Annotated in this window: 22 protein-coding genes and 1 tRNA gene; 14 read left to right on the top strand and 9 right to left on the bottom strand. The window is 66.9% G+C overall.

Annotated elements, in window-relative coordinates; translation table 11 throughout:
• Positions 1 to 25: 25 nt before the first annotated feature.
• The 3 genes from ACSHSS_RS24030 to zwf form a co-directional block, all read right to left on the bottom strand.
• Positions 26 to 1,954, bottom strand: a complete 1,929-nt coding sequence (locus ACSHSS_RS24030; protein ID WP_445545631.1) for a bifunctional transcriptional regulator/glucokinase — start codon at positions 1,952 to 1,954, stop codon at positions 26 to 28.
• Positions 1,932 to 2,612 (bottom strand): 6-phosphogluconolactonase, encoded by a 681-nt coding sequence (gene pgl / locus ACSHSS_RS24025; protein WP_048805116.1) that lies wholly within the window; start codon positions 2,610 to 2,612, stop codon positions 1,932 to 1,934. Before pgl ends, ACSHSS_RS24030 begins: the two co-directional genes overlap by 23 nt.
• A gap of 86 nt (positions 2,613 to 2,698) precedes the next feature.
• The gene (zwf, locus tag ACSHSS_RS24020; RefSeq protein WP_039225100.1) at positions 2,699 to 4,168 is read right to left on the bottom strand and encodes a glucose-6-phosphate dehydrogenase; all 1,470 of its coding nucleotides are present in this window, start codon (positions 4,166 to 4,168) and stop codon (positions 2,699 to 2,701) included.
• Positions 4,169 to 4,595: 427 nt separating this feature from the next.
• On the opposite strand from zwf, the gene ACSHSS_RS24015 reads away from it, so the two are divergent.
• The 4 genes from ACSHSS_RS24015 to ACSHSS_RS24000 all read left to right on the top strand — a co-directional run bounded on the left by ACSHSS_RS24015 (position 4,596) and on the right by ACSHSS_RS24000 (position 9,040).
• Positions 4,596 to 5,843 (top strand): ABC transporter substrate-binding protein, encoded by a 1,248-nt coding sequence (locus tag ACSHSS_RS24015; RefSeq protein WP_006400815.1) that lies wholly within the window; start codon positions 4,596 to 4,598, stop codon positions 5,841 to 5,843.
• Positions 5,844 to 5,985: 142 nt separating this feature from the next.
• Positions 5,986 to 6,924 carry a carbohydrate ABC transporter permease gene (locus ACSHSS_RS24010; RefSeq protein WP_445545630.1) on the top strand — a complete coding sequence of 313 codons (939 nt, stop codon included), beginning with the start codon at positions 5,986 to 5,988 and terminating at the stop codon, positions 6,922 to 6,924.
• Entirely contained in the window at positions 6,914 to 7,771 is an 858-nt protein-coding gene (locus ACSHSS_RS24005) for a carbohydrate ABC transporter permease (protein ID WP_006406281.1), read from the top strand. The genes ACSHSS_RS24010 and ACSHSS_RS24005 overlap by 11 nt, the downstream gene beginning before the upstream one ends.
• 150 nt (positions 7,772 to 7,921) lie before the next feature.
• Positions 7,922 to 9,040: an ABC transporter ATP-binding protein gene (locus ACSHSS_RS24000; RefSeq protein WP_445545629.1), complete on the top strand. Its 1,119-nt coding sequence runs from the start codon at positions 7,922 to 7,924 to the stop codon at positions 9,038 to 9,040.
• Between the two features lie 120 nt (positions 9,041 to 9,160).
• Here the strand turns inward: ACSHSS_RS24000 and ACSHSS_RS23995 are convergent, their stop codons facing one another.
• From ACSHSS_RS23995 to trxB, 3 genes are all read right to left on the bottom strand, one after another.
• Positions 9,161 to 9,784, bottom strand: a complete 624-nt coding sequence (locus ACSHSS_RS23995; RefSeq protein WP_006400811.1) for a trimeric intracellular cation channel family protein — start codon at positions 9,782 to 9,784, stop codon at positions 9,161 to 9,163.
• Positions 9,771 to 10,547 carry a Smr/MutS family protein gene (locus ACSHSS_RS23990; protein WP_039225106.1) on the bottom strand — a complete coding sequence of 259 codons (777 nt, stop codon included), beginning with the start codon at positions 10,545 to 10,547 and terminating at the stop codon, positions 9,771 to 9,773. The genes ACSHSS_RS23995 and ACSHSS_RS23990 overlap by 14 nt, the downstream gene beginning before the upstream one ends.
• 132 nt (positions 10,548 to 10,679) lie before the next feature.
• A complete protein-coding gene (gene trxB / locus ACSHSS_RS23985; RefSeq protein WP_006400809.1) occupies positions 10,680 to 11,642 on the bottom strand; it encodes a thioredoxin-disulfide reductase in 963 nt (320 codons plus the stop codon).
• Positions 11,643 to 11,972: 330 nt separating this feature from the next.
• Between trxB and ACSHSS_RS23980 the strand changes: the two genes are divergently transcribed.
• The 3 genes from ACSHSS_RS23980 to ACSHSS_RS23970 all read left to right on the top strand — a co-directional run bounded on the left by ACSHSS_RS23980 (position 11,973) and on the right by ACSHSS_RS23970 (position 16,469).
• Positions 11,973 to 14,282, top strand: a complete 2,310-nt coding sequence (locus ACSHSS_RS23980; protein WP_012467517.1) for a DNA translocase FtsK — start codon at positions 11,973 to 11,975, stop codon at positions 14,280 to 14,282.
• A gap of 38 nt (positions 14,283 to 14,320) precedes the next feature.
• The gene (gene lolA / locus ACSHSS_RS23975; protein ID WP_039225446.1) at positions 14,321 to 15,010 is read left to right on the top strand and encodes an outer membrane lipoprotein chaperone LolA; all 690 of its coding nucleotides are present in this window, start codon (positions 14,321 to 14,323) and stop codon (positions 15,008 to 15,010) included.
• A gap of 148 nt (positions 15,011 to 15,158) precedes the next feature.
• Entirely contained in the window at positions 15,159 to 16,469 is a 1,311-nt protein-coding gene (locus ACSHSS_RS23970) for a replication-associated recombination protein A (protein ID WP_060095566.1), read from the top strand.
• Between the two features lie 12 nt (positions 16,470 to 16,481).
• On the opposite strand, the gene ACSHSS_RS23965 is transcribed toward ACSHSS_RS23970, so the two are convergent.
• Positions 16,482 to 16,748, bottom strand: coding sequence for a DUF2164 domain-containing protein (locus ACSHSS_RS23965; protein WP_059783536.1), 267 nt, complete (start codon positions 16,746 to 16,748; stop codon positions 16,482 to 16,484).
• A gap of 247 nt (positions 16,749 to 16,995) precedes the next feature.
• Between ACSHSS_RS23965 and serS the strand changes: the two genes are divergently transcribed.
• Both serS and ACSHSS_RS23955 read left to right on the top strand, forming a co-directional pair.
• Entirely contained in the window at positions 16,996 to 18,297 is a 1,302-nt protein-coding gene (serS, locus tag ACSHSS_RS23960) for a serine--tRNA ligase (RefSeq protein WP_253576289.1), read from the top strand.
• A gap of 130 nt (positions 18,298 to 18,427) precedes the next feature.
• Positions 18,428 to 18,518: transfer RNA gene (locus ACSHSS_RS23955), tRNA-Ser, on the top strand.
• A gap of 60 nt (positions 18,519 to 18,578) precedes the next feature.
• On the opposite strand, the gene ACSHSS_RS23950 is transcribed toward ACSHSS_RS23955, so the two are convergent.
• A complete protein-coding gene (locus ACSHSS_RS23950; RefSeq protein WP_369715315.1) occupies positions 18,579 to 19,739 on the bottom strand; it encodes an alkane 1-monooxygenase in 1,161 nt (386 codons plus the stop codon).
• A 553-nt stretch (positions 19,740 to 20,292) separates the two neighbouring features.
• On the opposite strand from ACSHSS_RS23950, the gene ACSHSS_RS23945 reads away from it, so the two are divergent.
• The 5 genes from ACSHSS_RS23945 to ACSHSS_RS23925 all read left to right on the top strand — a co-directional run bounded on the left by ACSHSS_RS23945 (position 20,293) and on the right by ACSHSS_RS23925 (position 23,533).
• Positions 20,293 to 20,934, top strand: coding sequence for a GNAT family N-acetyltransferase (locus ACSHSS_RS23945; RefSeq protein ID WP_230986199.1), 642 nt, complete (start codon positions 20,293 to 20,295; stop codon positions 20,932 to 20,934).
• Positions 20,935 to 21,064: 130 nt separating this feature from the next.
• Positions 21,065 to 21,838, top strand: coding sequence for a septum site-determining protein MinC (gene minC / locus ACSHSS_RS23940; RefSeq protein ID WP_060152189.1), 774 nt, complete (start codon positions 21,065 to 21,067; stop codon positions 21,836 to 21,838).
• A 59-nt stretch (positions 21,839 to 21,897) separates the two neighbouring features.
• A complete protein-coding gene (gene minD / locus ACSHSS_RS23935) occupies positions 21,898 to 22,713 on the top strand; it encodes a septum site-determining protein MinD (protein WP_006400799.1) in 816 nt (271 codons plus the stop codon).
• A 12-nt stretch (positions 22,714 to 22,725) separates the two neighbouring features.
• Positions 22,726 to 22,980 carry a cell division topological specificity factor MinE gene (gene minE / locus ACSHSS_RS23930; RefSeq protein ID WP_006400798.1) on the top strand — a complete coding sequence of 85 codons (255 nt, stop codon included), beginning with the start codon at positions 22,726 to 22,728 and terminating at the stop codon, positions 22,978 to 22,980.
• A gap of 160 nt (positions 22,981 to 23,140) precedes the next feature.
• Complete coding sequence (locus ACSHSS_RS23925) at positions 23,141 to 23,533, top strand: YXWGXW repeat-containing protein (RefSeq protein ID WP_445545628.1); 393 nt, start codon at positions 23,141 to 23,143, stop codon at positions 23,531 to 23,533.
• Between the two features lie 116 nt (positions 23,534 to 23,649).
• On the opposite strand, the gene ACSHSS_RS23920 is transcribed toward ACSHSS_RS23925, so the two are convergent.
• Positions 23,650 to 25,194 carry a chloride channel protein gene (locus tag ACSHSS_RS23920; protein WP_445545634.1) on the bottom strand — a complete coding sequence of 515 codons (1,545 nt, stop codon included), beginning with the start codon at positions 25,192 to 25,194 and terminating at the stop codon, positions 23,650 to 23,652.
• Positions 25,195 to 25,226 lie beyond the last annotated feature (32 nt).

Raw genomic sequence — 25,226 nt, 5'->3', positions numbered from 1 at the left:
CAGGCGCGCCCACGAGCGCGCTGCGTCAGTCGCGCGCAACGTCCTTCGCGGCCGGCGACGCGCCGTGGCTGAGCCAGTCGAGCACGTCGGCCGTTTCCTCGTCGTTCGCGCGCGCCTTCGCCTGCGCGAGCGCTTCGGGTAGCGCGTCGTTCGGCGATGCGCGGCGGATCGCGACGCCGACCGCGAGGATGTCGATCATCAGCAGATGCAGGATCCGCGAGATCATCGACAGCTGCGACTCGCGCATCTCGATGTGATCGGTCTCGAGCGCGACGGTCGCGCGCTTCGCGAGCGGCGTATTGCTCGACGTGATCGCGATCACCTTCGCGCCCGCCTGCATCGCGACCTCGAGCACGCGCAGCAGCTCGGGCGCACGTCCCGATTTCGACACCGCGACGATCACGTCGCCCTTGCCGAGCAGCGCCGCGGAGGCAGCCTGCATGTACAGGTCGCCGTACGCGATGGTCGGAATGCCGAAGCGGAAGAACTTGTAATGCGCGTCCTGCGCGACGATGTTCGAGTTGCCGAGCCCGTAGAACTCGATGCGGCGCGCGCCGTTCAGGATCTCGATCGCGTTCTCGACATGCTCGAAATTCAGATGCTCGCGCAGTTGCAGGATCGCGGACACCGTGTTGTCGAGCACCTTCGCGCCGAAGTCGGTCGCCGTGTCGCCGAGATGCACCTGGCTGTGGCTCATCGGAATCGTGCCGGTGAGCCCGGTCGCGAGCTTCAGCTTGAAGTCGGACAGCCCCTGGCAGCCGAGCGAGCGGCAGAAGCGGATCACGGTCGGCTGGCTCACGTCGGCCTTGCGCGCGATGTCGACGATCGGATCGTTGATGATCGAGCGCGGATGGTTCAGCGCGAGATCGGCGACGCGGCGTTCGGCCGGCGTCAGCGCGTCGCGCATCTGGCGGATCCGTTCGAATACCGCCGACGATGCGCCGCCCGAGCGGTTCGACAGCTGCTCCGCGAGAATCGCCGACACACCGAGGAACGCCGGATATTCGGCGGTGATCAGGTAGGTCGGGATGTTCTGCAGATAGTGCGTGAAGCGGCCCTTCGCCTCGAAGCGCGCGCGGAACGACGAGCGCGTGAACAGTTCGCCGAGCTTCAGCGCGACGCCGCCGCCGATATAGACGCCGCCGAGCGCGCCGAGCGTCAGCGCGACGCTGCCCGCGAACGAGCCGAGGATGCCGCAGAAGCACTCGACCGTCTCGAGCGCGAGCGCATCTCCCGCATGCGCGCGCTCGACGACTTCGGCGGTGTCGACGCTCGCGGCGACGCGCTTCTTGTCGCGCGCGGCGAGCGCGCGATAGATGATCTCGATGCCGGGCCCCGCGCAGACGCGCTCGAACGACACGTGCGGAAACTTCTTGCGCGCGTACTGCAGCACGAGATCCTCGCGTTCGTCCTGCGGCGCGAACGACGCGTGGCCGCCTTCGCTGCCGAGCGCGATCCAGCGGTCGTCGGCGGGAATCAGTCCCGACACGCCGAGCCCCGTGCCGGGCCCGAGCAGCCCGATCACGCTGTTCTGGCGGCGCGCGCCGCCGCCGATCTGCACGCGCTGCGCGTCGGTCAGCCCCGGCAGCGCCATCGCGAGCGCCGTGAAGTCGTTGACGACGAGCAGCGTATCGAAGCCGAGCGCGCGGCGCGTCGCCTCGATCGAGAAGCTCCAGTCGTGGTTCGTCATCGTCACCTGATCGCCGTCGACCGGATTCGCGATCGCGATCGCCGCATGGTTCACGCGGCTGATCTTCACGTCTTTCAGGTATTTGCGGATCGCATCGGTGAGCGTCGGGTAATCGGCGCCGGGATACACGCGGATCTGCGTGATCTCGCCCGGCCCGGTTTCCAGCGCGAAGCGCGCGTTGGTGCCGCCGACGTCCGCGAGCAGGCGCGGGCCGTCGGCATGCTGGCCCGCGACGACGGCCTTACTTTGCGCACCAGTAGACATCGAGCTTGGTCCCCTTGTCGTTGGCCAGTTGGGAAATCGCGTTCTTCTGCAGCGACGCGGCCGCGGCGTCGAGCACTTCGCGCTTGCGGTCGCCCGCGATCAGCAGGAACAGGCGCCCGACGCGCTTGAGCGCATCGAGCGACAGGCTCACGCGCGCGTGCGGCGCGGCGCCCGGATGCACGGCGACGAAACGCTCGGGCGTCGCGATCGCGTGATCCCATTCGGGCGCGTCCGCGAAGATCGACGCGGTGTGGCCGTCCTCGCCCATGCCGAGCACGGCGACGTCGGGCACGCGGTAGTCGGGGTTGGCGTTCAGCGCGGCGACATGCGCGTCGAGCGCGGCGCGCGTGTCGACGAGCGGCAGGAAGCGGGCGGGCGCGGCTACGTGTTGCAGCAGCGTGTCGCGTACGAGCCGCGCGTTGCTTGCCGCATCGTCGTCCGGCACCCAGCGGTCGTCGACCAGCGTCACGTCGACGCCGGCCCAGTCGAGCGCCGCGTGCGACAGCGTTTGCAGGAACGGGCGCGGGCTCGTGCCGCCGGACACCGCGAGCAGCGGCCGCGCGGGCCGCGCGCGTGCCGCGCGCAGCGCGTCGCCGACGGCCTGCGCGAGCGCTTCGCTTTGCGCTTCCTGGGTGTCGAAAGCGTGGATCTCGATCACATCTCCTCCGGACTGCTTTGTCTGTTCAAATCGTGTCGTTCATGCGACGCGATGCCGGGCCGCCGTGCGGCGCGGCGACGCGCGCATCAGTTTTCTTCTTCGAGCCAGCACGTGCCGTGCTGCGCGAGCATCGCGCTCGACGCGGCCGGCCCCCACGTGCCTGCCGCATAGGGCTTCGGCGGCTTCAGCGAGCGCGCCCATTCGTTGAGGATCGGCTCGACCCAGCGCCACGCGGCTTCCTGCTCGTCGCGGCGCACGAACAGCGCGAGGCGACCGTTGATCACGTCGAGCAGCAGGCGCTGATACGCCTCCATCTGTCCTTCCTTGAAGAACTGATCGAACGCGAGATCGAGGTGCACGCTGGCAAGATTCATTCCCTCGCCCGGCTGCTTCGCGAGGCAGTAGAGGCGAATCGTCTCGTTCGGCTGCAGGCGGATCACGAGGCGGTTCGCGCCGGGACGCAGCGCGGTCGGCCCGAGCGCCGAATGCGGGACCGGCCGGAAATTGACGACGATCTCCGCGACGCGATCGGCGAGCCGCTTGCCGGTGCGCAGGAAGAACGGCACGCCGGCCCAGCGCCAGTTTTCGATTTCCGCCTTCAGCGCGACGAACGTTTCGGTCTGGCTGTCGGGCTTCACGCCCGGTTCGGTCGCATAGGCGGGCACCTGTACGCCCTTGATCACGCCCGCATGATACTGGCCGCGCACCGCGACCTTGCCGATGTCGCGCGGATCGACCGGCTTCAGCGCGCGCAGCACGCGCAGCTTTTCGTCGCGCACGGAATCGGAATCCATCGAGTGCGGCGGCTCCATCGCAACGATCGACAGCAGCTGCAGCAGGTGGTTCTGCACCATGTCGCGCAGCGCGCCCGTATTGTCGTAGAAATCGCCGCGCGCTTCGACGCCGAGCTCCTCGGCGATCGTGATCTGGATGCTCTCGACCCACTCGCGGCGCCACAGCGGCTCGAACAGCGCGTTGCCGAAGCGCAGCGCGAGCAGGTTCTGCACGGGCTCCTTGCCGAGGTAGTGGTCGATCCGGTAGATCTGCTCTTCCGCGAAGATTTCGCCGACCGCGTCGTTGATCGCGTTCGACGAGCGCAGGTCGTAGCCGAGCGGCTTCTCGAGCACGATGCGCGAGCCTTCGTTGAGCCCGACCGATGCGAGCGCCTTGCAGATCGGCACGAACAGCGACGGCCCCGTCGCGAGATAGAACACGCGGATGCCGGGCAGCGGCTCGACCGCATCGCGCAGCACCACGTAGTCTTCCGCGCGGCCGAGGTCGAGCTTCACGTATTCGATGCGCTCGAGGAAGGACTGCCACGCAGCCTGATCGAATGCGCTGCCCGCCGCCTTCGCCGCGTGCGGCTTCACGTGCGTGTCGACCCATTCGAGATACCCGGCCCGATCCGATTCGTGCCGCGCGACGGCAACGATCCGGCCGCTTTGCGCGAGCATGTTCGCGCGGTGCGCTTCGAACAGCGCAGGCAGGATCTTGCGCATCGACAGATCGCCGGTGCCGCCGAAAAGTACGAAGGTAAAGCTGGAATCGGTATGCATGTGTCTCCGCCGGTTTGGGGGTGCTGGGAAGCGATCCGTAGTGCGATAAAAATATTTTTGACACTGAATTGTAGTTTAACTACAATCCGCCGCAAGGGGTAGCACCCGGGCGAAGAAAAAAATGAAGTGCGGCCGATGAACTGCGCGCGCTTCGCCTGCGGGAGCGCCTTGTGCCGAATGTTATCGGACATTGGCGGCGCGCATCGTCCGCGCGCCGTCGGCCCCGGGCTCGTGCCGCTTCGCGGCGGGCCAGAAACACAAGAGGAGACATGCAGTTGAATCTCAAGTCACGCTTTCTGTAAGAGCCCGGCCGGTCATCGGCCCCGTACGCGCCATGCGTCTCGCGGCTCGATTTCCCCGTCGTTATCAAGAAGCCGTTCCCGGTGAGGGAACTTCACGAGTTGATTCAGTCTGGAGGAGATAAGGAATGAAAGTTCGCTCGATCATGGGCGCGCTCTGCGCCGCAGGTCTGATGGCCGGCGCGATGGCGGCGCAGGCGGCCGAGAACGTCACGGTGCTGCACTGGTGGACTTCGGGCGGCGAGTCGAAGGCCGTCGGCGTGCTGAAGGACGACCTGCAGAAGCAGGGCTACGTGTGGAAGGACTTCGCGGTCGCGGGCGGTGCGGGTGCAGCGGCGATGACGGCGCTGAAGACCAAGGTGATCAGCGGCGATGCGCCGTCGGCGGCGCAGATCAAGGGCCCGCTGATTCAGGACTGGGCCGATCAGGGCGTGCTCGTGAACATCGATTCGGCCGCCGGCGACTGGAAGCAGAACCTGCCGCCGGAAATCGACAAGATCATGAAGTACAAGGGCCATTACGTCGCTGCGCCGTTCTCGGTGCACCGCGTGAACTGGCTCTACATCAACAAGGCTGCGCTCGACAAGGTCGGCGCCAAGGTGCCCACCACCTGGCCCGAGTTCTTCGCGGTCGCCGACAAGCTCAAGGCCGCCGGCATCCAGCCGGTCGCGATGGGCGGCCAGCCGTGGCAGGACCTGACGCTGTGGGAAGACGTCGTGCTGTCGCAGGGCGCCGCGTTCTACAAGAAGGCGCTCGTCGATCTCGACCAGGCGACGCTGACGTCGCCGCAGATGGTGTCGGTGTTCGACACCGTGCGCAAGATCCAGGGTTACTTCGACGCGGGCCGTAACGGCCGCGACTGGAACCTCGCGACCGCGATGGTCATCAACGGCAAGGCCGGCATGCAGTTCATGGGCGACTGGGCGAAGGGCGAGTTCGAGAACGCGGGCAAGAAGGCGGGCAAGGACTACATCTGCGCGCCGGTGCCGGGCACGAGCAACGCGTACACGTTCAACGTCGACTCGTTCGTGTTCTTCCAGCAGAAGGGCCAGAAGGCTGCGACGCCGGGCCAGCTCGCGCTCGCGAAGACGATCATGACGCCGGAATTCCAGGAGCAGTTCAGCCTGCTGAAGGGCTCGATTCCGGTGCGTCTCGGCGTGAAGATGGACAAGTTCGACGACTGCGCGAAGAAGTCGTATGCCGACGAGCAGACCGCGCTGAAGGCCGGCGGCTACGTGCCGTCGCTCGCGCACGGGATGGCGCAGGGCGATGCGACGGCCGGTGCGATCACCGACGTCGTGACGAAGTTCATGAACTCGCAGCAGGATTCGAAGAGCGCGGTGGCGGCGCTCGCGAAGGCCGCGAAGGTGAAGTAATGCCGTAGCGCGACGGGCGCCCGGCCGGCCGCGCTGGCCGCCGGGCGTTCCGCCAGCGCTGCAAACGGGCGCGTCCGCGCGCCCGTGCCGTATCGGACGCCGGCTGCGGCCCGCGTCGCCCTCGTTCCAGGAGTCGAATCAAGTGGCTGCCCCTCTTAGCGGAAACGGATCCGGCGCTGCCGTCGCGCGGCGATCGTCGCCGATGTCGGCATTCGCCGATCGCTGGATTCCGAAGCTCGTGCTCGCGCCGAGCGTCGCGATTGCCGTGGTGTTCATCTACGGCTTCATCCTGATCACCGGCTATCTGTCGCTGACCAACTCGCGGCTGTTGCCGAACTACGAATTCGACGGCTTCGGCCGTTATACGGATCTGTTCCAGAGCGACGTGTGGTGGACCTCCGCCGCGAACCTCGGCTGGTTCGGGATTCCGTTCATCGCGATCTGCGTCGCGCTCGGGCTGTTCCTCGCGATCCTGCTCGACCAAAAGATCCGCAACGAAGGCGCGCTGCGCGCGATCTTCCTGTATCCGATGGCGCTGTCGTTCATCGTCACGGGTACCGCATGGCAGTGGATCCTGAACCCGGGCCTCGGCCTCGAGAAGGTGATGCACGACTGGGGCTGGACGAGCTTCTCGTTCGGCTGGCTCGACGATCCGGACAAGGCGATCTTCTGCGTGGTGATCGCGGCCGTGTGGCAGTCGACCGGCTTCGTGATGGCGCTGTTCCTCGCGGGGCTGCGCGGCGTCGACGGCGAGATCTTCAAGGCCGCGCAGGTCGACGGCGCGACGCTGCCCACCATCTACCGCAAGATCGTGATTCCGAGCATGCGCCCCGTGTTCTTCTCGGTGCTGCTGATTCTCTGCCACATCACGATCAAGACCTTCGACCTCGTCGTCGCGCTGACGGCCGGCGGCCCCGGCACGTCGTCGTCGCTGCCGGCGATGTTCATGTACACGTTTTCGTTCAACCGCGGCCAGCTGGGCCTGGGCGCGGCATCGTCGGTGATGATGCTCGCGACCGTGGTCGCAGTGCTCGTGCCGCTGATGTATATGGAATCGAGGAGCACGCGCAATGCAGCCTAAGATGACCATCAGCCGGGCGGTGATCTACGCGGCATTGATCCTGTTCGCGCTGTACTTCCTGTTCCCGATCTACGTGATGCTGTCGACGTCGTTCAAGGATCTCGACCAGCTGCGCACCGGCAACCTGCTGACGCCGCCGTCGCACTGGACGGTCGCGCCGTGGGTCAAGGCGTGGAGCGAGGCCTGCACGGGCGTGCGCTGCGACGGCATGAAGCCGTTCTTCCTGAACTCGATCCAGATGGTGATTCCGGCCGTGCTGATCTCGTCGCTGATCGGCGCGTTCAACGGCTACGTGCTCACGCACTGGCGCTTTCGCGGCGCGGATGCGCTGTTCACGATGATGCTGGTCGGCTGCTTCATTCCGTTCCAGGTGATCCTGCTGCCGATGGCGCGGCTGCAGGGCATGTTCGGGCTCGCGAACACGATTCCGGGCCTCGTGTTCGTGCACGTCGTGTACGGCATCGCGTTCACGACGATGTTCTTCCGCAACTTCTACGTGAGCGTGCCGGCCGAGCTCGTGAAGGCGGCGCGCATCGACGGCGCGGGCTTCTTCACGATCTTCACGAAGATCCTGCTGCCGGTGTCGCTGCCGATCTTCATGGTCTGCCTGATCTGGCAGTTCACGCAGATCTGGAACGACTTCCTGTTCGGGATCGTGTTCTCCGGCGTCGATTCGATGCCGATCACGGTGGCGCTGAACAACCTCGTGAACACGTCGACGGGCGTGAAGGAATACAACGTCGACATGGCCGGCGCGATCATCGCCGCGCTGCCGACGCTGCTCGTCTACGTGATCGCCGGCCGCTACTTCGTGCGCGGCCTGACGGCGGGCGCGGTGAAGGGCTGAGCGCGACGATCACGATGCAACGCGATGCGCCGCCGTGCGGCGCGTCGAAACGAACCGACACGGCGCTGGAGCGCGCCGGGCTTTGGATGGGACCGCGGGCGCGCGCCGACGCACGCCGCGGCCGACACACGAGACAGAGGATTCACAAGCATGGCAAGCCTTTCCATCCGTGACGTGTACAAGACCTACCCGAACGGGGTGCCGGTCCTGAAGGGTGTCGACATCGACATCGAGGACGGCCAGTTCCTGATTCTCGTCGGCGGCTCGGGCTGCGGGAAGTCGACGCTGCTCAACATGATCGCGGGGCTCGAGACCGTCACGAGCGGCGAGATCCGCATCGACGGCAAGGTCGTGAACGACCTGTCGCCGAAGGACCGCGACATCGCGATGGTGTTTCAGTCGTACGCGCTGTACCCGTCGATGACGGTGCGCGACAACATCTCGTTCGGCCTGAACATCCGCAAGGTGCCGAAGAGCGAGCAGCAGCAGATCGTCGATCGCGTGTCGCAGATGCTGCAGATCCAGCATCTGCTCGACCGCAAGCCGGGCCAGCTGTCGGGCGGCCAGCGCCAGCGCGTCGCGATGGGCCGCGCGCTCGCGCGCGATCCGGCGCTGTTCCTGTTCGACGAGCCGCTGTCGAACCTCGACGCGAAGCTGCGCATCGAGATGCGCGCGGAAATCAAGCTGCTGCACCAGCGGCTCGGTACGACGATCGTCTACGTGACGCACGACCAGATCGAGGCGATGACGCTCGGAGACCGGATCGCGGTGATGAAGGACGGCGTCGTCCAGCAGTTCGGCGCGCCGCAGGAGATCTACGACTCGCCGTCGAACCTGTTCGTCGCGGGCTTCATCGGCGCGCCGCCGATGAACTTCATCAGCGGCAAGCTCACGGAGCAGGGCCGCGGCGTCGCGCTCGAGCTCGATACGGGCCTGGCGCGCAGCGCGCTGAATCTGCCGTTCGATGCGGCGAAGCTGAAGTCGTACATCGGCCGCGAAGTGATCCTCGGGCTGCGCCCGGAGCGCATCACCGATGCGCGCAGCGCGCACAACGGCGAGGCGTCGCGGCTGCAGCCGGTCGACGTGCGCGTCGACGTGACGGAGCCGACCGGGCCCGACACGCACGTGTTCGCGCAGGTGAACGGCAAGCGCATCGTGAGCCGCGTGCATCCGGCCGCGAATCCGCAGCCGGGGCAGACGCAGTCGCTGCTGTTCGACGTGTCGAAGGCCGTGCTGTTCGATCCGCAGACGGAGGCGCGCATCGCGTGATGCACGCGGGCCCGCGGAAGCGGCGTGCCGCCGGGCTCGGAGCCGGGCCGGGCGGCGCGGCGGTGTGCGGCGCGCCGCGCCGCTTTACGGCCGCTCGGCGCGATGGCCGATGCGCGTCGCTCAGTGCGGCAGCCGCACGTCGAACTTGAACGTGAGAAGGCGGGCGACGAGCGTGAAGCCCGTCGCGAGCAGCACGCTGTACACCGAGTCGAACTGCAGCCACACGAGCAGCAGATAGAACCAGCAGCCGACGAACGCGCAGGTCGCGTAGGGCCGCGAGTCGCGCAGGATCAGCGGAATGTCGTTGCACAGCACGTCGCGGACGATCCCGCCGACGACGCCCGTAATCACGCCCATCATCACCGCGATGAAGCGCGGCATTTCCGCTTCGAGTGCGATCGCGGTGCCCGAGATGCTGAAGATCCCGAGCCCGATCGCATCGGCGACGAGCAGCACGCGCTCGGCCGACAGCCGCGACAGCATGCGCAGCAGGAACGGCGCGAACAGCGCGAGCACGAAGATCGCGATCACGTAGTCGTCGTGCACGACCCAGTAGAACGGCCGGCGTTCGAGCAGGATGTCGCGCAGCGTGCCGCCGCCGAACGCGGTCGCGATCGCGACGACGAACGTGCCGACCGAGTCGAGCCGGTTCTTGCGCGCTTCGATGAAGCCGGAGATCGCGAAGGCGAGCGTGGCGATCGCTTCGAGTACCGCGATCGCGAGCGTGAGCCTAGGATGCGGCACGCGGTCCCCGCTCGGCGGATGCCGCGAGCGGCTGCAGCAGCACGAGCACCGCGCCCGCACCGCCGTCGTGGCCGCGCGCCTCGCAGAACGCGATCACTTCTTCCTTCTGCACGAGCCACGCACGGACCTTCCCCTTCAGCACCGGCTCCTTGCCGATCGAGCCGAGCCCCTTGCCGTGGATCACGCGCAGGCAGCGCAGCCCCTTCTTGCCGGCTTCGCGGATGAACTCGGCCAGCGCCTCGCGCGCCTCGTCGCGGCGCATCCCGTGCAGATCGAGTTGCGCCTGCACGATCCATGCGCCGCTTCGCAGCTTGCGCACGACGTCGCGGCTGATGCCGGGGCGGTGGTAATACAGCGACTCGTCGCTGTCGAGCAGCGTCTCGGGATCGAATTCGTCGGACAGCGTCGCGTTCAGCACCGCTTCCTCGTCGCGCTGCGTCTGCTTCGGCACGGGCGGCGGCGGCACGCGGCCGGACGCCGCGCGCGGCGGCGCGTTCAGCGGGCGCACGGCGCCGATCTCGTTGCGGAACAGGTTCGCGTCGGCTTCGGCCTGGCGCGCGGCCTTGACCGTTTCGACGCGCGTGCGCTCGCGGCGCTCGGCTTCGCCTTGCAGCGCCTGGCGCAACGCGGCGAGGCCGGCGAGACCCTGGCCGCGCAATGCGGCCGGTTCGACGACAGGCGGCGGCGCGACGGGCGCGGCGGCGGGACGGGCGGCGATCTGCCGCTTCGCGGGATCGCTCGGATGGGGCTGATTCTTCGCCATGATTCGATACGCAATGCAGCGCCGGGGCGCGCGGGCACAAAAAAGCCGCTGCGCGACGGGCAGCGGCTCCGGCCTGGCCTGCTTCGCGGCAGCGGCCGCCATTGTAGCGCCCGACGCGGCGGCGCTTGCGGCTTACTTCTTGTCGTGCAGGCTTTCGAGGTAGCGCTGTGCGTCGAGCGCGGCCATGCAGCCGGTGCCGGCGCTGGTGATCGCCTGACGGTAGACGTTGTCCTGCACGTCGCCGGCCGCGAACACGCCCGGCACGCTCGTCGCCGTCGCGTTGCCCTGCAGGCCGCTCTTCGTCAGGATATAGCCGTCCTTCATCTCGAGCTGGCCCTGGAACAGATCGGTGTTCGGCTTGTGGCCGATCGCGACGAACAGGCCCTGGACCGCGATGTCTTCGGTCGCGCCGGTCTTCACGTGCTTGATCCGCACGCCGGTCACGCCCGAGTCCTCGCCGGTCACTTCGTCGAGCACGTGGTCCCACTTGATGTCGACGACGCCTTCCTTTTGCTTCTCGAGCAGACGGTCGACGAGGATCGGCTCCGCGCGGAACTTGTCGCGGCGGTGGATCACCGTGACCTTCTTCGCGATGCCGGTCAGGTAGAGCGCTTCCTCGACGGCCGTGTTGCCGCCGCCGATCACGGCGACGTCCTGGCCGCGGTAGAAGAAGCCGTCGCAGGTCGCGCAGGCCGACACGCCCTTGCCCATGAACGCTTCCTCGGACGGCAGGCCGAGATACTGCGCCGATGCGCCGGTCGCGATGATCAGCGCGTCGCAGGTATATTCGCCGGAATCGCCGATCAGCCGGATCGGCCGTTCGTGCAGCTTCGCGGTGTGGATGTGGTCGAACACGATCTCGGTGTTGAAGCGCTCGGCGTGCTCGAGAAAGCGCGCCATCAGTTCCGGACCTTGCACGCCTTTCGCGTCCGCCGGCCAGTTTTCGACGTCCGTCGTCGTCATCAGTTGCCCGCCCTGCGCGATGCCGGTGATCAGCACCGGCGACAAATTGGCGCGCGCCGCATAGACGGCGGCCGTGTAGCCGGCGGGGCCGGAACCGAGAATCAGGACTTTGGCGTGTTTGGGCGTGGACATGTGCGAAATCCGTAAAAGACGGCCACGGCGGGCGCGGTGCGGCTCGCCGGACGGTCCGGGTTGACCGGGATGCCGTGCGTAGATGGGTATCAGACGCGCATTATAAAGGCCCCGTTGCTGCGATGCCGAACGAGAGTTTCAATCGGCGCGATAGCGTTTCGCCCGAACTGCGCGCACGATGCGCGGTGCGCCGGCGGTCCGCTTCGGCATCCGGCCCGCCGATGTAACCGTCATTTACACTTGGGCGCCCGATGCAGCGTTTACAATAAGCGGGATCGAACGACAGGCGGGACGCGCGGCATGCGCGGCCCGTTCTCTTTATACGGATTCATGGCAAAAGCTCCTTATTCCGCCCAGGCACAGGCGTTGCCGCACCGGATGTCGAAGCTCCTCATGGAGATCCGCTGGATTCTCCAGGTCGCGCTCTGCGCATTTCTCGTGATGGCGCTGCTCAGCTATAGCCGGCGCGATCCCAGCTGGACGCACGCCGCGCAGGTCGACCACATCTCGAACTGGGCCGGCCGCGTCGGCGCGTGGACGGCCGACATCGTGCTGCTGCTGTTCGGCCTGTCGGCGTACTGGCTGATCGTGCCGCTCGCGCGGCGCATCGCGGTCAACTATCGGCGCATCACGCGCCACGACGCGCTTGCCGACGAGCCCGAGCGGCCGATCGGCTGGCTCACCGAGATCTTCGCGTTCGTGCTCGTCGTGCTCGCATGCGACGGCATCGAGGCGCTGCGCATGTGGTCGCTGAAGGTGCAGCTGCCGCGCGCGCCGGGCGGCGTCGTCGGCGAGGCCGTCGCGGGCGCGATGTCGCATGCGTTCGGCTTCACCGGCGGCACGCTGCTGCTGCTGATCGCGCTCGCGATCGGCCTGTCGCTGTATTTCCGCTTCTCGTGGCTGGCCGTCGCCGAGCGCGTCGGCGGCGCGATCCTGTCCGCAGTTAACGTCGCGAAGCTGCGCCGCGAGGCCGAGCGCGACCGCAAGCTCGGCGAAGCCGCGGCGGTGCGCCGCGAGGGCAAGGTCGAGGAAGAGCGCGTGCGCATCGAGGATCACGAGCCGGTGACGATCGTGCCGCCGGTCGTCACGCCGGCCAAGTCCGAGCGCGTCGAGCGCGAGCGTCAGGTGCCGCTGTTTACCGACCTGCCGGGCGACTCGACGCTGCCGCCCGTGTCGCTGCTCGATCCCGCGCCGAAGACGCAGGAATCGATCTCCGCCGATACGCTCGAATTCACGTCGCGGCTGATCGAGAAGAAGCTGAAGGACTTCGGCGTCGAGGCGAGCGTCGTCGCCGCATATCCGGGCCCGGTCGTCACGCGCTACGAGATCGAACCGGCCACCGGCGTGAAGGGCAGCCAGATCGTGAACCTCGCGAAGGATCTCGCGCGTTCGCTGTCGCTCGTGTCGATCCGGGTCGTCGAGACGATTCCGGGCAAGAACTATATGGCGCTCGAACTGCCGAACCAGCGCCGCCAGACGGTGTACCTGTCGGAGATCATCGGCTCCGAGGTCTATGCGGCCGCGCCGTCCGCGCTGACGCTGAGCCTCGGCAAGGACATCAGCGGCAAGCCGGTGTGCGCCGATCTCGCGAAGATGCCGCACCTGCTGGTTGCCGGCACGACGGGCTCGGGCAAGTCGGTCGGCATCAACGCGATGATCCTGTCGCTGCTGTACAAGGCCACCGCCGAGCAGGTGCGGCTGATCCTGATCGATCCGAAGATGCTCGAAATGAGCGTCTACGAAGGCATTCCGCATCTGCTGTGTCCGGTCGTCACCGACATGCGTCAGGCGGGCCATGCGCTGAACTGGACCGTCGCCGAGATGGAGCGCCGCTACAAGCTGATGAGCAAGCTCGGCGTGCGCAATCTCGCGGGCTACAACAACAAGATCGACGAGGCGGCCAAGCGCGAGGAAAAGATTCCGAATCCGTTCAGCCTGACGCCCGAGGATCCTGAGCCGCTCGGCCGGTTGCCGAACATCGTCGTCGTGATCGACGAGCTCGCCGATCTGATGATGGTCGTCGGCAAGAAGGTCGAAGAGTTGATCGCGCGGATCGCGCAGAAGGCGCGCGCGGCCGGCATCCATCTGATCCTCGCGACGCAGCGTCCGTCGGTCGACGTGATCACCGGCCTGATCAAGGCGAACGTGCCGACGCGGATCGCGTTCCAGGTGTCGTCGAAGATCGACTCGCGCACGATTCTCGACCAGATGGGCGCCGAGTCGCTGCTCGGGATGGGCGACATGCTGTACCTGCCGCCGGGCACCGGGCTGCCGGTGCGCGTGCATGGCGCGTTCGTCGCCGACGACGAAGTGCATCGCGTCGTCGAGAAGCTGAAGGAGCAGGGCGAGCCGAATTACGTCGAGGGCCTGCTCGAAGGCGGCACCGCCGACGGCGACGAGGGCTCGGCCGGCGCGGGAACCGGCGAAGCCGGCGCGGAGTCTGATCCGCTGTACGACCAGGCGGTCGAGATCGTGATCAAGAACCGCCGCGCATCGATCTCGCTCGTGCAGCGTCATCTGCGGATCGGCTACAACCGCGCGGCACGGCTGCTCGAACAGATGGAGCAGTCGGGGCTCGTGTCGGCGATGTCGTCGAGCGGCAACCGCGAAATTCTTGTGCCGGTACGCGACGCGGAATGATGTCTGCCGCGCCGGCCACCCACGGAGAAAACCGCATCATGCAGCAACTTTCGTTCGTCCCATCCCTTCGTTCGACGCGCCGCTGGCTCGGCGCCGCGCTCGCCGGCGTGTCGCTGATGCTCGCGGCCACGCACGCGTTCGCGGGCGGCACCGAGCAGCTGAAGGCGTTCGTGGCGCAAGTGCGCTCGGCGAAGGGCGACTTCACGCAGCAGATCGTCAAGGCGCCGGCCAAGGGCGCGAGCGCCGCGCAGGCCGCGCCGAAGCCCACCGACAATTCGAGCGGCACGTTCGTGTTCTCGCGTCCCGGCAAGTTCATCTGGACGTACCAGAAGCCGTACCAGCAGGTGCTGCAGGCCGACGGCGACAAGCTCTACGTGTACGACCGCGATCTGAACCAGGTCACCGAGCGCAAGCTGAACGGCGCGCTCGGCGCGAGCCCGGCCGCGATCCTGTTCGGCAGCAACGATCTCGACAAGAGCTACACGCTGCGCGACGCCGGCGAGAAGGGCGGCATCGAATGGCTCGAGATGCTGCCGAAGGCGCAGGACACGCAGTTCCAGCGAATCGGCATCGGCTTCAAGAACGGCACGCTCGCGGCGATGGAACTGCACGACGTGTTCGGCAACGTCACGCTGCTCACGTTCTCGAACATCCAGACCAATCCGCCGTTGAAGGCCGACACGTTCAAGTTCGTCGTGCCGAAGGGCGCGGACGTGATCACCGGCTGAGCGGCACGCCGCTCGCATCGACGACGGGCCTGCCGGCAACGGCAGGCCCGTGTCGTTTCCGGGCACGGCGGGCGCGTCGCGCGACTGTCATAATGTCAGGTCCGGCGGCCGCGTTCGGCCGCTACCGTTTGTTGTGGAGCGAGGGTTCATGTCCGACCTGTTTCAAGTCGAGCCGCGCCGTCCGCTCGCCGAGGCGCTGCGGCCGAAAACGCTCGCCGACGTGATCGGCCAGACGCATTTGCTCGGCGAAGGCAAGCCGCTGCGGCTCGCGTTCGAATCCGGCAAGCCGCATTCGATGATCCTCTGGGGGCCGCCCGGCGTCGGCAAGACGACGCTCGCACGGCTCACCGCGCTCGCGTTCGACTGCGAGTTCATCGCGCTGTCCGCGGTGCTCGGCGGCGTGAAGGACATCCGCGAGGCGATGGATCAGGCGAAGGAGACGCTGAACCGCACGGGCCGCCACACGATCCTGTTCGTCGACGAAATCCACCGCTTCAACAAAGGGCAGCAGGACGCGCTGCTGCCGTTCGTCGAGTCGGGGCTCGTCACGTTCATCGGCGCGACCACCGAGAATCCGAGCTTCGAGGTCAATTCCGCACTGCTGTCGCGTGCGCAGGTGTACGTGCTGAAATCGCTGACCGACGACGAAATGCGGCAGCTGCTCAAGCGCGCGCAGCAGATCGCGCTCGACGGTCTCGAATTCGACGACAAGGCGGTCGATACGCTGATCGGCTATGCGGACGGCGACGCGCGGCGCTTTCTGAACCTGCTCGAGCAGGCGCAGACGGCCGCGTCCTCGGCCGGCGTGACGACGATCGATGCGGACTTCGTCGGCAGCGCGATGACGCTGAATGCGCGCCGCTTCGACAAGGGCGGCGACAACTTCTACGACCAGATCTCGGCGCTGCACAAGTCGGTGCGCGGGTCGAGCCCGGACGGCGCGCTGTACTGGTTCTGCCGGATGGTCGACGGCGGCGCCGATCCGAAGTACCTCGCGCGCCGGATCGTGCGCATGGCGTGGGAAGACATCGGGCTTGCCGATCCGCGCGCGATGCAGATCGCCAACGACGCGGCCGAGACGTACGAGCGGCTCGGGTCGCCGGAAGGCGAACTCGCGCTCGCGCAGGCCGTGATCTATCTCGCGTGCGCCGCCAAGAGCAATGCGGGCTACAACGCGTTCAACCAGGCGATGGCGTTCGTGAAGCAGGACAAGTCGCGCGAGGTGCCCGTGCATCTGCGCAATGCGCCGACGAAGCTGATGAAGGAGCTCGGCTACGGTCACGCGTATCGCTACGCGCACGACGAGCCGAACGCGTATGCGGCCGGCGAGACCTACCTGCCGGACGGCATGCGGGAGCCGCACTGGTACAAGCCGGTGCCGCGCGGGCTCGAATCGAAGATCGCGGACAAGCTCGCATGGCTGCGCGAGCTCGATCGCGAGGCCGGCAAGAAGGACTGACGGCGCGGCGCGTCAGCGCTTGCGGTGCGGCTGCTTCGTCCAGTAACCGAACGGCTCCTCGTGGCAGTCGATGTCGAGTTCGGCGACACGCGTGTGCAGGCGCGCCTGCGCGTCGGCGATCGCGGCGTTGTAGATCGCCGGCGCGATTTCGTCGACGAAGAAGTTCAGCAATGCGCCGGCCTGGAGGTTGCCGATCGGCTCGTCCAGGTTTTCTGTGAAATAGCGTTGCAGCGACGCGATCGCACGGTCGCGTACGTCCTTGTCGAGTTCGATGGGCATCGGTCCTGGCCGTGTGATCGGGTGGCGCCCGGAGGGCGGCGAAGCGCGGCGCACTCCCGCACGGTGCGGGCGTTGCGGCGGGCGCGGTTCGGCCGACGAGGGCCGTGTGCCGCGCGGTCCCGCGACACGCGCTTGTTCGATACTGCCACCGCCCGAGGTTTTCCGTCATCGTCCGCCCGGCCGATGCGTTGGCGGTGCCGCCGTGCGTTAGAATCCCCGTCTTACACAACGATTTTCCAGTCCTCCCATGCTTGACATCCAGCTGCTGCGCAAAGACCTCGACGGCGTCGCGAAGCGCCTCGCCGATCGCGGCTACACCCTCGACGTCGCCGCGTTCTCCGCGCTCGAAGCGGAACGCCGCGCGATCCAGACCCGCACCGAAGAGCTCCAGGCACGCCGCAACACGCTGTCGAAGCAGATCGGCGCGATGAAGGCGAAGGGCGAGGACACGTCGGCCGTGATGGCCGAGGTCGGCGGGATCGGCGACGAGATGAAGGCATCGGCGGCGAAGCTCGACGAGATTCAGGCGCGCCTGTCGGAGCTGCTGCTCGGCATGCCGAACCTCGCGCACGAAAGCGTGCCGGTCGGCAAGGACGAGGCCGACAACGTCGAGGTGCGCCGCTGGGGCACGCCGCGCGCGTTCGACTTCGACGTGAAGGATCACGTCGACATCGGTACGCCGCTCGGCCTCGATTTCGAGACGGGCGCGAAGCTGGCCGGCGCGCGCTTCACGATGCTGCGCGGCCCGATCGCGCGCCTGCATCGCGCGCTTGCGCAGTTCATGCTCGATACGCATACGCAGCAGCACGGCTACAGCGAGACGTACACGCCGTACATCGTGAATCCGGAGATCCTGTACGGCACGGGCCAGCTGCCGAAGTTCGCGGACGACATGTTCCGCGTCGAGAAGGGCGGTGCGGAGAACACGGTCACGCAATACCTGATCTCGACGTCCGAGATCTCGCTGACGAACACCGTGCGCGAGTCGATCGTCGAAGCGTCCGCGCTGCCGATCAAGCTCACGGCCCATTCGCCGTGCTTCCGTTCGGAGGCCGGGTCGTACGGCCGCGACACGCGCGGGATGATCCGCCAGCACCAGTTCGACAAGGTCGAGATGGTGCAGATCGTCGCGCCGGAGTCGTCGTATGCGGCGCTCGACGAAATGGTCGGCCACGCGGAAGCGATTCTGCAGAAGCTCGGCCTGCCGTACCGCGTGGTCGCGCTCTGCACGGGCGACATGGGTTTCTCGGCCGCGAAGACGTTCGACCTCGAGGTGTGGCTGCCGGCGCAGAACACGTATCGCGAGATCTCGAGCTGCTCGAACACCGAGGCGTTCCAGGCGCGCCGCATGCAGGCGCGCTTCCGCAACGCGCAGGGCAAGCCGGAGCTCGTGCATACGCTGAACGGTTCGGGGCTCGCGGTCGGCCGTACGCTCGTCGCGGTGCTCGAGAACTACCAGAACGCGGACGGCTCGGTCACGGTGCCGGAAGTGCTGCGTCCGTACATGGGCGGTCTGGAGCGAATCGACGCGCCGGCACAGGCGTCCTAACCGCGCGCGACGATGCGCATGCCACGCCCCGCAAAAAAATTTGCAAAAAGGGCTTGGAAGTTTCGCAGAGTTCGTTCTATAATCTTTGCTTTCCCGGAAACGACCAACCGGGAAATGAAGCAGCAAGGAAGGAGAGGTGGCAGAGTGGTCGAATGTACCTGACTCGAAATCAGGCGTACGGTTTCCCCGTACCGTGGGTTCGAATCCCACCCTCTCCGCCAAAATACGAAGCCCCTTGATCCGAAAGGATCAAGGGGTTTTTCGTTTTTGCCGTGCATCGATCACGCCGGCGCCGGATACTGCGCGAGCACCTTCTCGCGAATCGACGGCTTGATGTTCGACTGCGCCATGTTGCCGCGGTAATGCGCGACGACGCGCGGGTTCATCACGCGATACCAGAGCGGCGGCACGTACGCGAGCAGGATCATCGTCGCGTAGCCGGCCGGCAATTGCGGCGCGTCGTCGAAGTGGCGCAGCGCCTGATACGAACGCGTCGGATTCGCGTGATGATCCGCGTGTCGCTGCAGCTGATACAGGAACAGGTTCGTGACGACGTGATTGCTGTTCCACGAATGCTGCGGCGTGCAGCGCTCGTAGCGACCGTTCGGCAGCTTGCGCCGGCCGAGCCCGTAGTGCTCGACGTAGTTCACGACTTCGAGCAGCGACGCGCCGTACACGGCCTGGATCACGAGGAACGGGATCACCACCGCGCCGCCGATCGCAATCGCGATACCCCATACGACCACCGTCATCGCCCACGCATGCAGCACCTCGTTGCGCCAGGTCCAGGGCGAGCGGCCGAGCCGCGCGAGACGCGTACGTTCGAGCCGCCACGCGGAGCGCACACTGCCGACGACGGTACGCGGCAGGAACGCCCAGAACGATTCGCCGTAACGCGCGCTCGCGGGATCCTCGGCGGTCGCGACGCGCACGTGATGACCGCGGTTGTGCTCGACGAAGAAGTGGCCGTATGCGACCGGCGCCAGCGTAATTTTCGCGAGCCAGCGCTCGAAGCGGTTCGTCTTGTGCCCGAGCTCATGCGCGGTGTTGATCGAGATGCCGGTCGCCGCGCCGAGCGACAGCGCGAAGCCGACGTAGTCGTACCACGCCAGCGCATGCGTGCCGACGATCCGCACGCACATGAAGAACGCGACGTACTCGACGAGCGTCGCGAGATAGACGATCAAGCGGTAGTAGCGCTCGCGTTCGAGATGCGGCACGACGTCTTCGGGCGGGTTGTCGCGGTCGTCGCCGATCAGCGTGTCGAGAACCGGAATGACGCCGAACGCGAACAGCGGGCCGAACCACCAGAACACGTGAAGCCCCGTCGACAGCGCGAGCTGTGCGGCGAAGATCGGCAGCGTGATCGTCAGCGCGCCCAGCAGCCATAGATAACGTTTGCCATCCGACCAGCTCGCGGCCGGTGCGTCGGTCGTTGCCATCGTCTCCCTCCAGTCGGCCGGATCGTATGCGGCGGTGCATCGTCCGGTCCGTGACGGTTTTGTGCGGATCCTCGTCGGCCGGGGTGCGCGTGCAAGACGCGAGATCGTCGCCCGGTTCTGCCGTTATATGACCCGTGCGCGCGCTTTCCAAACGCCGCCGCTAGGCGCGAAACTCCAAACGCGACGCGGTGCATGCGCCGCGCGTACAAGCGGCCGCGTGCGCCGATTGAAACGCGACGGCGCAGGGTGAATCGTCGTGCGTCGCGGCCGTATCTTCGGATGAATCGACGGAGACGGTCCCGCTCAATCGCAGGCGCATCGCGACAACAAATGTTGCGCCGCAATATCGCACATGCCGTTACCGGTTCCGCCGGCGTACTTTCCGCGCCGTGTATTACCGCCGATTACGACACGCGCGCCGATATCGTTTCGAAAGAATTCCCACCTACCCGCGCGTATCAACGCGCACGCCGATCACCGCCGCGATAACCGGCGCGCACGACGCCCCTCCCGCCGCGCATCGACACGCGATGCTGCACATGCACATCGCCGCCTGCGAAACGCCCAACGGACGTTGCCTGCCGCCTTTCGATCGGCGCCGCCATTTGAAAATAACGATTTGACTCATGCCCCGCTTTCGGTTGAAGCTAATAGCTTGCTGTCCGAAGGGGGCTGTGCCTGCATGAGTTCGACCTTGACCGTTCGTCGTATCGCCGCCGACCAGGGCGACGTGTATCGCGAACTGCGCGCGGCGTCGCTGCGCGAGCCCTACGCACCGGGCGAAGCGCCGGAGGCCGAATTGCTGAACGTCGATTCGGACGCCGCGGCGGCCATCGCTGCGCAGCGCGCCGCATCCGACACGTCGACGACCTTCGTGCTCTACACCGAAGGCCACCCGGCCGGCATGATCGGCGCCTACTTCGACAACTCGCCCGAGCGGCGCGCGTTCGTCAGCGAACTGTGGGTGGCGCATGCGGTGCGTCATCTGCGCGGCGGCGTGCTGCTGGTCGAGACCGCGACCGGCTGGCTCGCCGAGCGCGGCGCGCAGGACGTCTATGCCTGGATCGCCGACGCGAACCGGAACGCGATCCGTTTCTACGAACGCGTCGGTTTCAGCAATACCGGCGAACACGCGCCGATCGTGCGCATGCCGGGCGCGCTGAAGTCGCTGTTCGTGTCCCACGTCAAGCCGTGAACCGGCATCCTTCCCGTGGCCGCTGCGCGCAGTGAGCGGCGCACCGGGGCCGCGCATCGCGGCCGCCCAAAAATGATGGCTGCGCGCGTGGACGCCTGTAAAATACGCAAAAATTTTTTGCAGAGTGTCCATGTCGCTTAAAAAATCGCCATTCTTCGAGCTGCGCAGCGGATCGGTCGATACGTTGCTGTTCACCGTGAAGACGACCGATCTCGATGCGTTGCGTGCCGAACTGGTCAAACGCTTCGAAGCGACTCCCGAGTTTTTCGCCGACGATGTCGTCGCCATCGACGTCCGCCGCCTCGCGGACGGCGAGCGCGTCGCGCTGGCCGACATCCGCCAGATGCTGAGCGACGTGCGGATGCGCCCGGTGGGCGTCGTCGCGCTTGCCGCGCAGGGCTGGGCGACGGAAGCCGGCCTGCCGCTGCTCGAGGCGCGCGATCGCCGCGCGCCGGCTGCAAAAGCGGCCGACGAAGCGGAGCCCGTCGCGGCGCCGGCTGTCGAAGCCGCCGCTGCACCGGCAGCGGAACCGACGCCGGAGCCCGGCGCGGCGTCGCAGCCGGCGGGCGTCCAGACGCTCGTGATCGACCGGCCGCTGCGCTCGGGGCAGCAGATTTACGCGAAAGGAGACCTCGTGGTGCTCGCGCCGGTCAGCCACGGCGCCGAAATCATCGCGGAAGGCAACATCCACATCTACGCGCCGCTGCGCGGCCGCGCACTCGCGGGCGTGCACGGCAATCACGACGCGCGCATCTTCTGCACGTGTCTCGAGCCGGAACTGATTTCGATCGCGGGTATCTATCGAACGACCGAGAACCCGCTGCCCGCAGACGTACTGGGCAAATCGGTGCAGATCCGGCTCGAAGAGGAAAAACTGATGATCGAACCGCTGCGCCTCACGTGATGCATACGGCGCGCTCCGGATCGATCGGCTCTCATTGACGAACACAGGGTATTGGGTAAATGGCAAAAATCATCGTGGTGACTTCGGGCAAGGGCGGCGTGGGCAAGACGACGACGAGCGCGAGCTTCGCGTCCGGTCTCGCGCTGCGCGGCCACAAGACGGCCGTGATCGACTTCGACGTCGGCCTGCGTAACCTCGATCTCATCATGGGCTGCGAGCGTCGCGTCGTGTACGACCTCGTGAACGTGATCCAGGGCGAAGCGAACCTGAACCAGGCGCTGATCAAGGACAAGAAGTGCGAGAACCTGTTCATCCTGCCGGCGTCGCAGACGCGCGACAAGGATGCGCTGACGCGTGACGGCGTCGAGAAGGTGCTGAACGATCTCGCGGCGATGGACTTCGAATACATCGTCTGCGATTCGCCGGCCGGCATCGAGGCCGGTGCGCTGCACGCGATGTACTTCGCGGACGAAGCGCTGATCGTGACGAACCCGGAAGTATCGTCGGTGCGCGACTCGGATCGCATTCTCGGCATCCTGTCGTCGAAGACGAAGCGCGCGACCGAGGGCAAGGAGCCGATCAAGGAGCATCTGCTGATCACGCGCTACAGCCCGAAGCGCGTGAGCGAGGGCGAGATGCTCTCGCTCGAGGACATCAGCGAGATCCTGCGCATCAAGCTGATCGGTGTGGTGCCGGAGTCCGAAGCGGTGCTGCACGCGTCGAACCAGGGTTTGCCGGCCGTGCATCTCGACGGTACCGACGTCGCCGAAGCGTACAAGGACATCGTCGCGCGCTTCCTCGGCGAGGACAAGCCGCTGCGCTTCACCGAATACCAGAAGCCGGGCCTGCTGCAGCGCCTCTTCGGCAGCAAGTAACGGAGGCCGCTCATGTCCATTCTTTCGTTTCTCCTCGGCGAGAAGAAGAAGTCCGCATCGGTCGCGAAGGAGCGTCTGCAGCTCATCATCGCGCACGAGCGGGTCGGCGGCCGGCCGCCGGCCGATTACCTGCCGGCGCTGCAGAAAGAGCTCGTTGCCGTCATTTCGAAGTACGTGCAGATCTCGAACGACGACATCCGCGTGAGCCTCGAGCGCCAGGACGATCTCGAAGTCCTCGAAGTGAAGATCGAGATTCCGCAGGCCTGACCGTTTCGCTATCCCTCCGCACGGCGGCGCAGGCCGCCGTGCGCGTCTTACGCGTTGTTGCACTTTCGGCCGTGCCGTAACACGGCGTCTGTCGGCCGTTCGCCTGCCTCCCGCATTGAACGAATACGTTCCGCGTGATCCGTTCAATCAGGAGGTTGTCATGACTGTCTCTTCCGTTCCGCGCCGTCTCGTGTCGCTCGCGCTCTGTGCCGCGGGCCTGTCGGCCGTCACCGCGCACGCCGAAGAAATCCTCGTCGGCGCGCCCGTCGTCGCGCAGTCCGCGCGCATCGTCGTCGCGCAACCCGTTGCGGTGCCGGCCGCCGAGGAAGTCGTGGTCGTCGCGCCGAGCGCGCCGCCGCCGGTGCGCTACGAAGTCGTGCCGCCCGCACGCATCGGCTACCTCTGGGAGCGCGGCCACTGGCGCTGGGAGCACGGCCGCTACGTATGGATCGGCGGCCACTGGGAGGCCGAGCGCGTCGGTATGCATTGGGTGCCCGGCCACTGGGATCGGCGCGGGCCGAACTGGTTCTGGACGCGCGGTCACTGGGCGTGACGGAGGCGCACGATGAAACGAACGCTACTTGCCATCGCGCTCGCCGCCGTCACGCTCGCCGGCTGCATCGTCGTGCCGGCGCGGCCCGTCTACTACCGGCCGGCGCCCGTGGTGATCTACTGAGTGTCGCGCGGGCCGTTGCGCGCCGCATCGGCTGCGGCGGTCGTATCCGCTTCGTCGCGTTGCGGCGCCGCGCCGGCCGGCGTGGCGTCGCTTTCTGCGCGATGGCCGGGCTCGCCGCCGCCTTCGTCGCGCAGCGTATCGAGCGGATCGGCAGGCGCCGTGCCCGCATCCTGCGCGGCGACGACGTCGGTGGCCGCCGCTGCCGCGGGTGCCGGCTGTGCGGCGGCGGCGGGCGCCGGCGGCGCGAGGTAGCGCTCGGCGAGCGTCTCGTAGAGCGGCGGCGCGAAGAAGCGCGCGACGCGGCTCGAGACGAGCGCGGTCGCCATCAGCGAAATCACGAGCGCATGGCCGTTGATCATCTCCATCACGATCACGAACGACGTGATCGGCGACTGCGTGACGGCGGCGAGATAGCCGACCATCGCGAGCGCGATCAGCAACGGCAGCGGCATGTTGCCGAACACGAGGTGCAGCAGGTTGCCGAACCCCGCGCCGATCGACAGCGACGGCGCGAAGATCCCGCCCGGAATGCCGGGCAGATACGACGCGACCATCGACACCATCTTCATGAACGGATAGAAGACCGACAATTGCTCGTGGCCGTCGAGTAGCCCGCGCGCTTCGGCGTAGCCGCTGCCGAACGTCGTGCCGCCCGACACGAGGCCGACGACGGCGATCACGAACCCGCAGAGCGCGGCGAACGCGACCGGCCGCCCGCGGTACAGGCCGAGCAGCCGCTCGGGCAGCCAGCGCGCGGTATTGAGCAGCAGCCAGCTGAACAGCCCGCCGGCGATGCCGGTCACGATCGCGGTGACGAGCACGGCGACCGCGAGCAGCTTCGGGAAATGCGCGCCGACGTCGATCGTGCCGAAATACGTGTAGTTGCCGTTCAGGCCCAGCGCGACGACGCCGGCGAGGATGATCGCGGTGATCAGCACGCCGCTCGCACGTGCGGAGAAGCTGCGCGTCAGTTCCTCGATCGCGAACACGATCCCCGCGAGCGGCGTGTTGAACGCGGCCGACAGGCCGGCGGCCGCGCCGGCGAGCACGAGCTGGCGTTCGATCTGCGCGTTCGAGCGCGGATACAGGCGCCGCAGATTGAACATCAGCGCCGCGCCGACCTGCACGGTCGGCCCTTCGCGGCCGATCGTGAAGCCGCCGAGGATGCCCAGAAACGAAATCAGGATCTTGCCGAACAGGATGCGCAGCGTCAGCAGCCGCGAGCCGAATGCACCCGGCTGCGCGTGCAGCGTCGCGATCACCTGCGGAATGCCGCTGCCTTCGGCGCCTCGAAAGAACCGGCGCGTGGTCCATACGGAGGCGGCCGCGATCGCGGGCGTCAGCACGAGCGGCAGCCACACGGCATGGGCGCGCATCGTGCGGAACGTCTCGTAGCCCCAGTCGATCAGCCGCGCATAGAGCACCGCGGTGAGGCCGACGGCGATCGCGCCGAGCCAGAACACGCCGTACTGGCGCCAGATCCGCAGCGAGCGGCGGGTGAGGGCGGGAAACAGGGTGGGACTGTCTCTTATACACATCTCCGAGCCCACGAGACTAGCGCTCATCTCGT

This window comes from Burkholderia sp. BC1 (assembly GCF_052683555.1).
Note: the sequence above shows the minus strand (reverse complement) of the source record. Positions and strands in the feature narration are given on the sequence as shown.

Excerpts from the sequence above, each read along its gene's own strand:
- lolA (WP_039225446.1), top strand. The coding sequence starts at position 14,321 with ATGCAGCAACTTTCGTTCGTCCCATCCCTTCGTTCGACGCGCCGCTGG.
- ACSHSS_RS23950 (WP_369715315.1), bottom strand. The coding sequence starts at position 19,739 with ATGGCAACGACCGACGCACCGGCCGCGAGCTGGTCGGATGGCAAACGT.
- ACSHSS_RS23990 (WP_039225106.1), bottom strand. The coding sequence starts at position 10,547 with ATGGCGAAGAATCAGCCCCATCCGAGCGATCCCGCGAAGCGGCAGATC.
- ACSHSS_RS23970 (WP_060095566.1), top strand. The coding sequence starts at position 15,159 with ATGTCCGACCTGTTTCAAGTCGAGCCGCGCCGTCCGCTCGCCGAGGCG.
- ACSHSS_RS23925 (WP_445545628.1), top strand. The coding sequence starts at position 23,141 with ATGACTGTCTCTTCCGTTCCGCGCCGTCTCGTGTCGCTCGCGCTCTGT.
- minD (WP_006400799.1), top strand. The coding sequence starts at position 21,898 with ATGGCAAAAATCATCGTGGTGACTTCGGGCAAGGGCGGCGTGGGCAAG.
- serS (WP_253576289.1), top strand. The coding sequence starts at position 16,996 with ATGCTTGACATCCAGCTGCTGCGCAAAGACCTCGACGGCGTCGCGAAG.
- ACSHSS_RS24015 (WP_006400815.1), top strand. The coding sequence starts at position 4,596 with ATGAAAGTTCGCTCGATCATGGGCGCGCTCTGCGCCGCAGGTCTGATG.
- ACSHSS_RS23980 (WP_012467517.1), top strand. The coding sequence starts at position 11,973 with ATGGCAAAAGCTCCTTATTCCGCCCAGGCACAGGCGTTGCCGCACCGG.
- ACSHSS_RS24005 (WP_006406281.1), top strand. The coding sequence starts at position 6,914 with ATGCAGCCTAAGATGACCATCAGCCGGGCGGTGATCTACGCGGCATTG.
- zwf (WP_039225100.1), bottom strand. The coding sequence starts at position 4,168 with ATGCATACCGATTCCAGCTTTACCTTCGTACTTTTCGGCGGCACCGGC.
- ACSHSS_RS23965 (WP_059783536.1), bottom strand. The coding sequence starts at position 16,748 with ATGCCCATCGAACTCGACAAGGACGTACGCGACCGTGCGATCGCGTCG.
- trxB (WP_006400809.1), bottom strand. The coding sequence starts at position 11,642 with ATGTCCACGCCCAAACACGCCAAAGTCCTGATTCTCGGTTCCGGCCCC.
- ACSHSS_RS24000 (WP_445545629.1), top strand. The coding sequence starts at position 7,922 with ATGGCAAGCCTTTCCATCCGTGACGTGTACAAGACCTACCCGAACGGG.
- ACSHSS_RS23920 (WP_445545634.1), bottom strand. The coding sequence starts at position 25,194 with ATGTGTATAAGAGACAGTCCCACCCTGTTTCCCGCCCTCACCCGCCGC.
- minE (WP_006400798.1), top strand. The coding sequence starts at position 22,726 with ATGTCCATTCTTTCGTTTCTCCTCGGCGAGAAGAAGAAGTCCGCATCG.
- ACSHSS_RS24030 (WP_445545631.1), bottom strand. The coding sequence starts at position 1,954 with ATGTCTACTGGTGCGCAAAGTAAGGCCGTCGTCGCGGGCCAGCATGCC.
- minC (WP_060152189.1), top strand. The coding sequence starts at position 21,065 with ATGTCGCTTAAAAAATCGCCATTCTTCGAGCTGCGCAGCGGATCGGTC.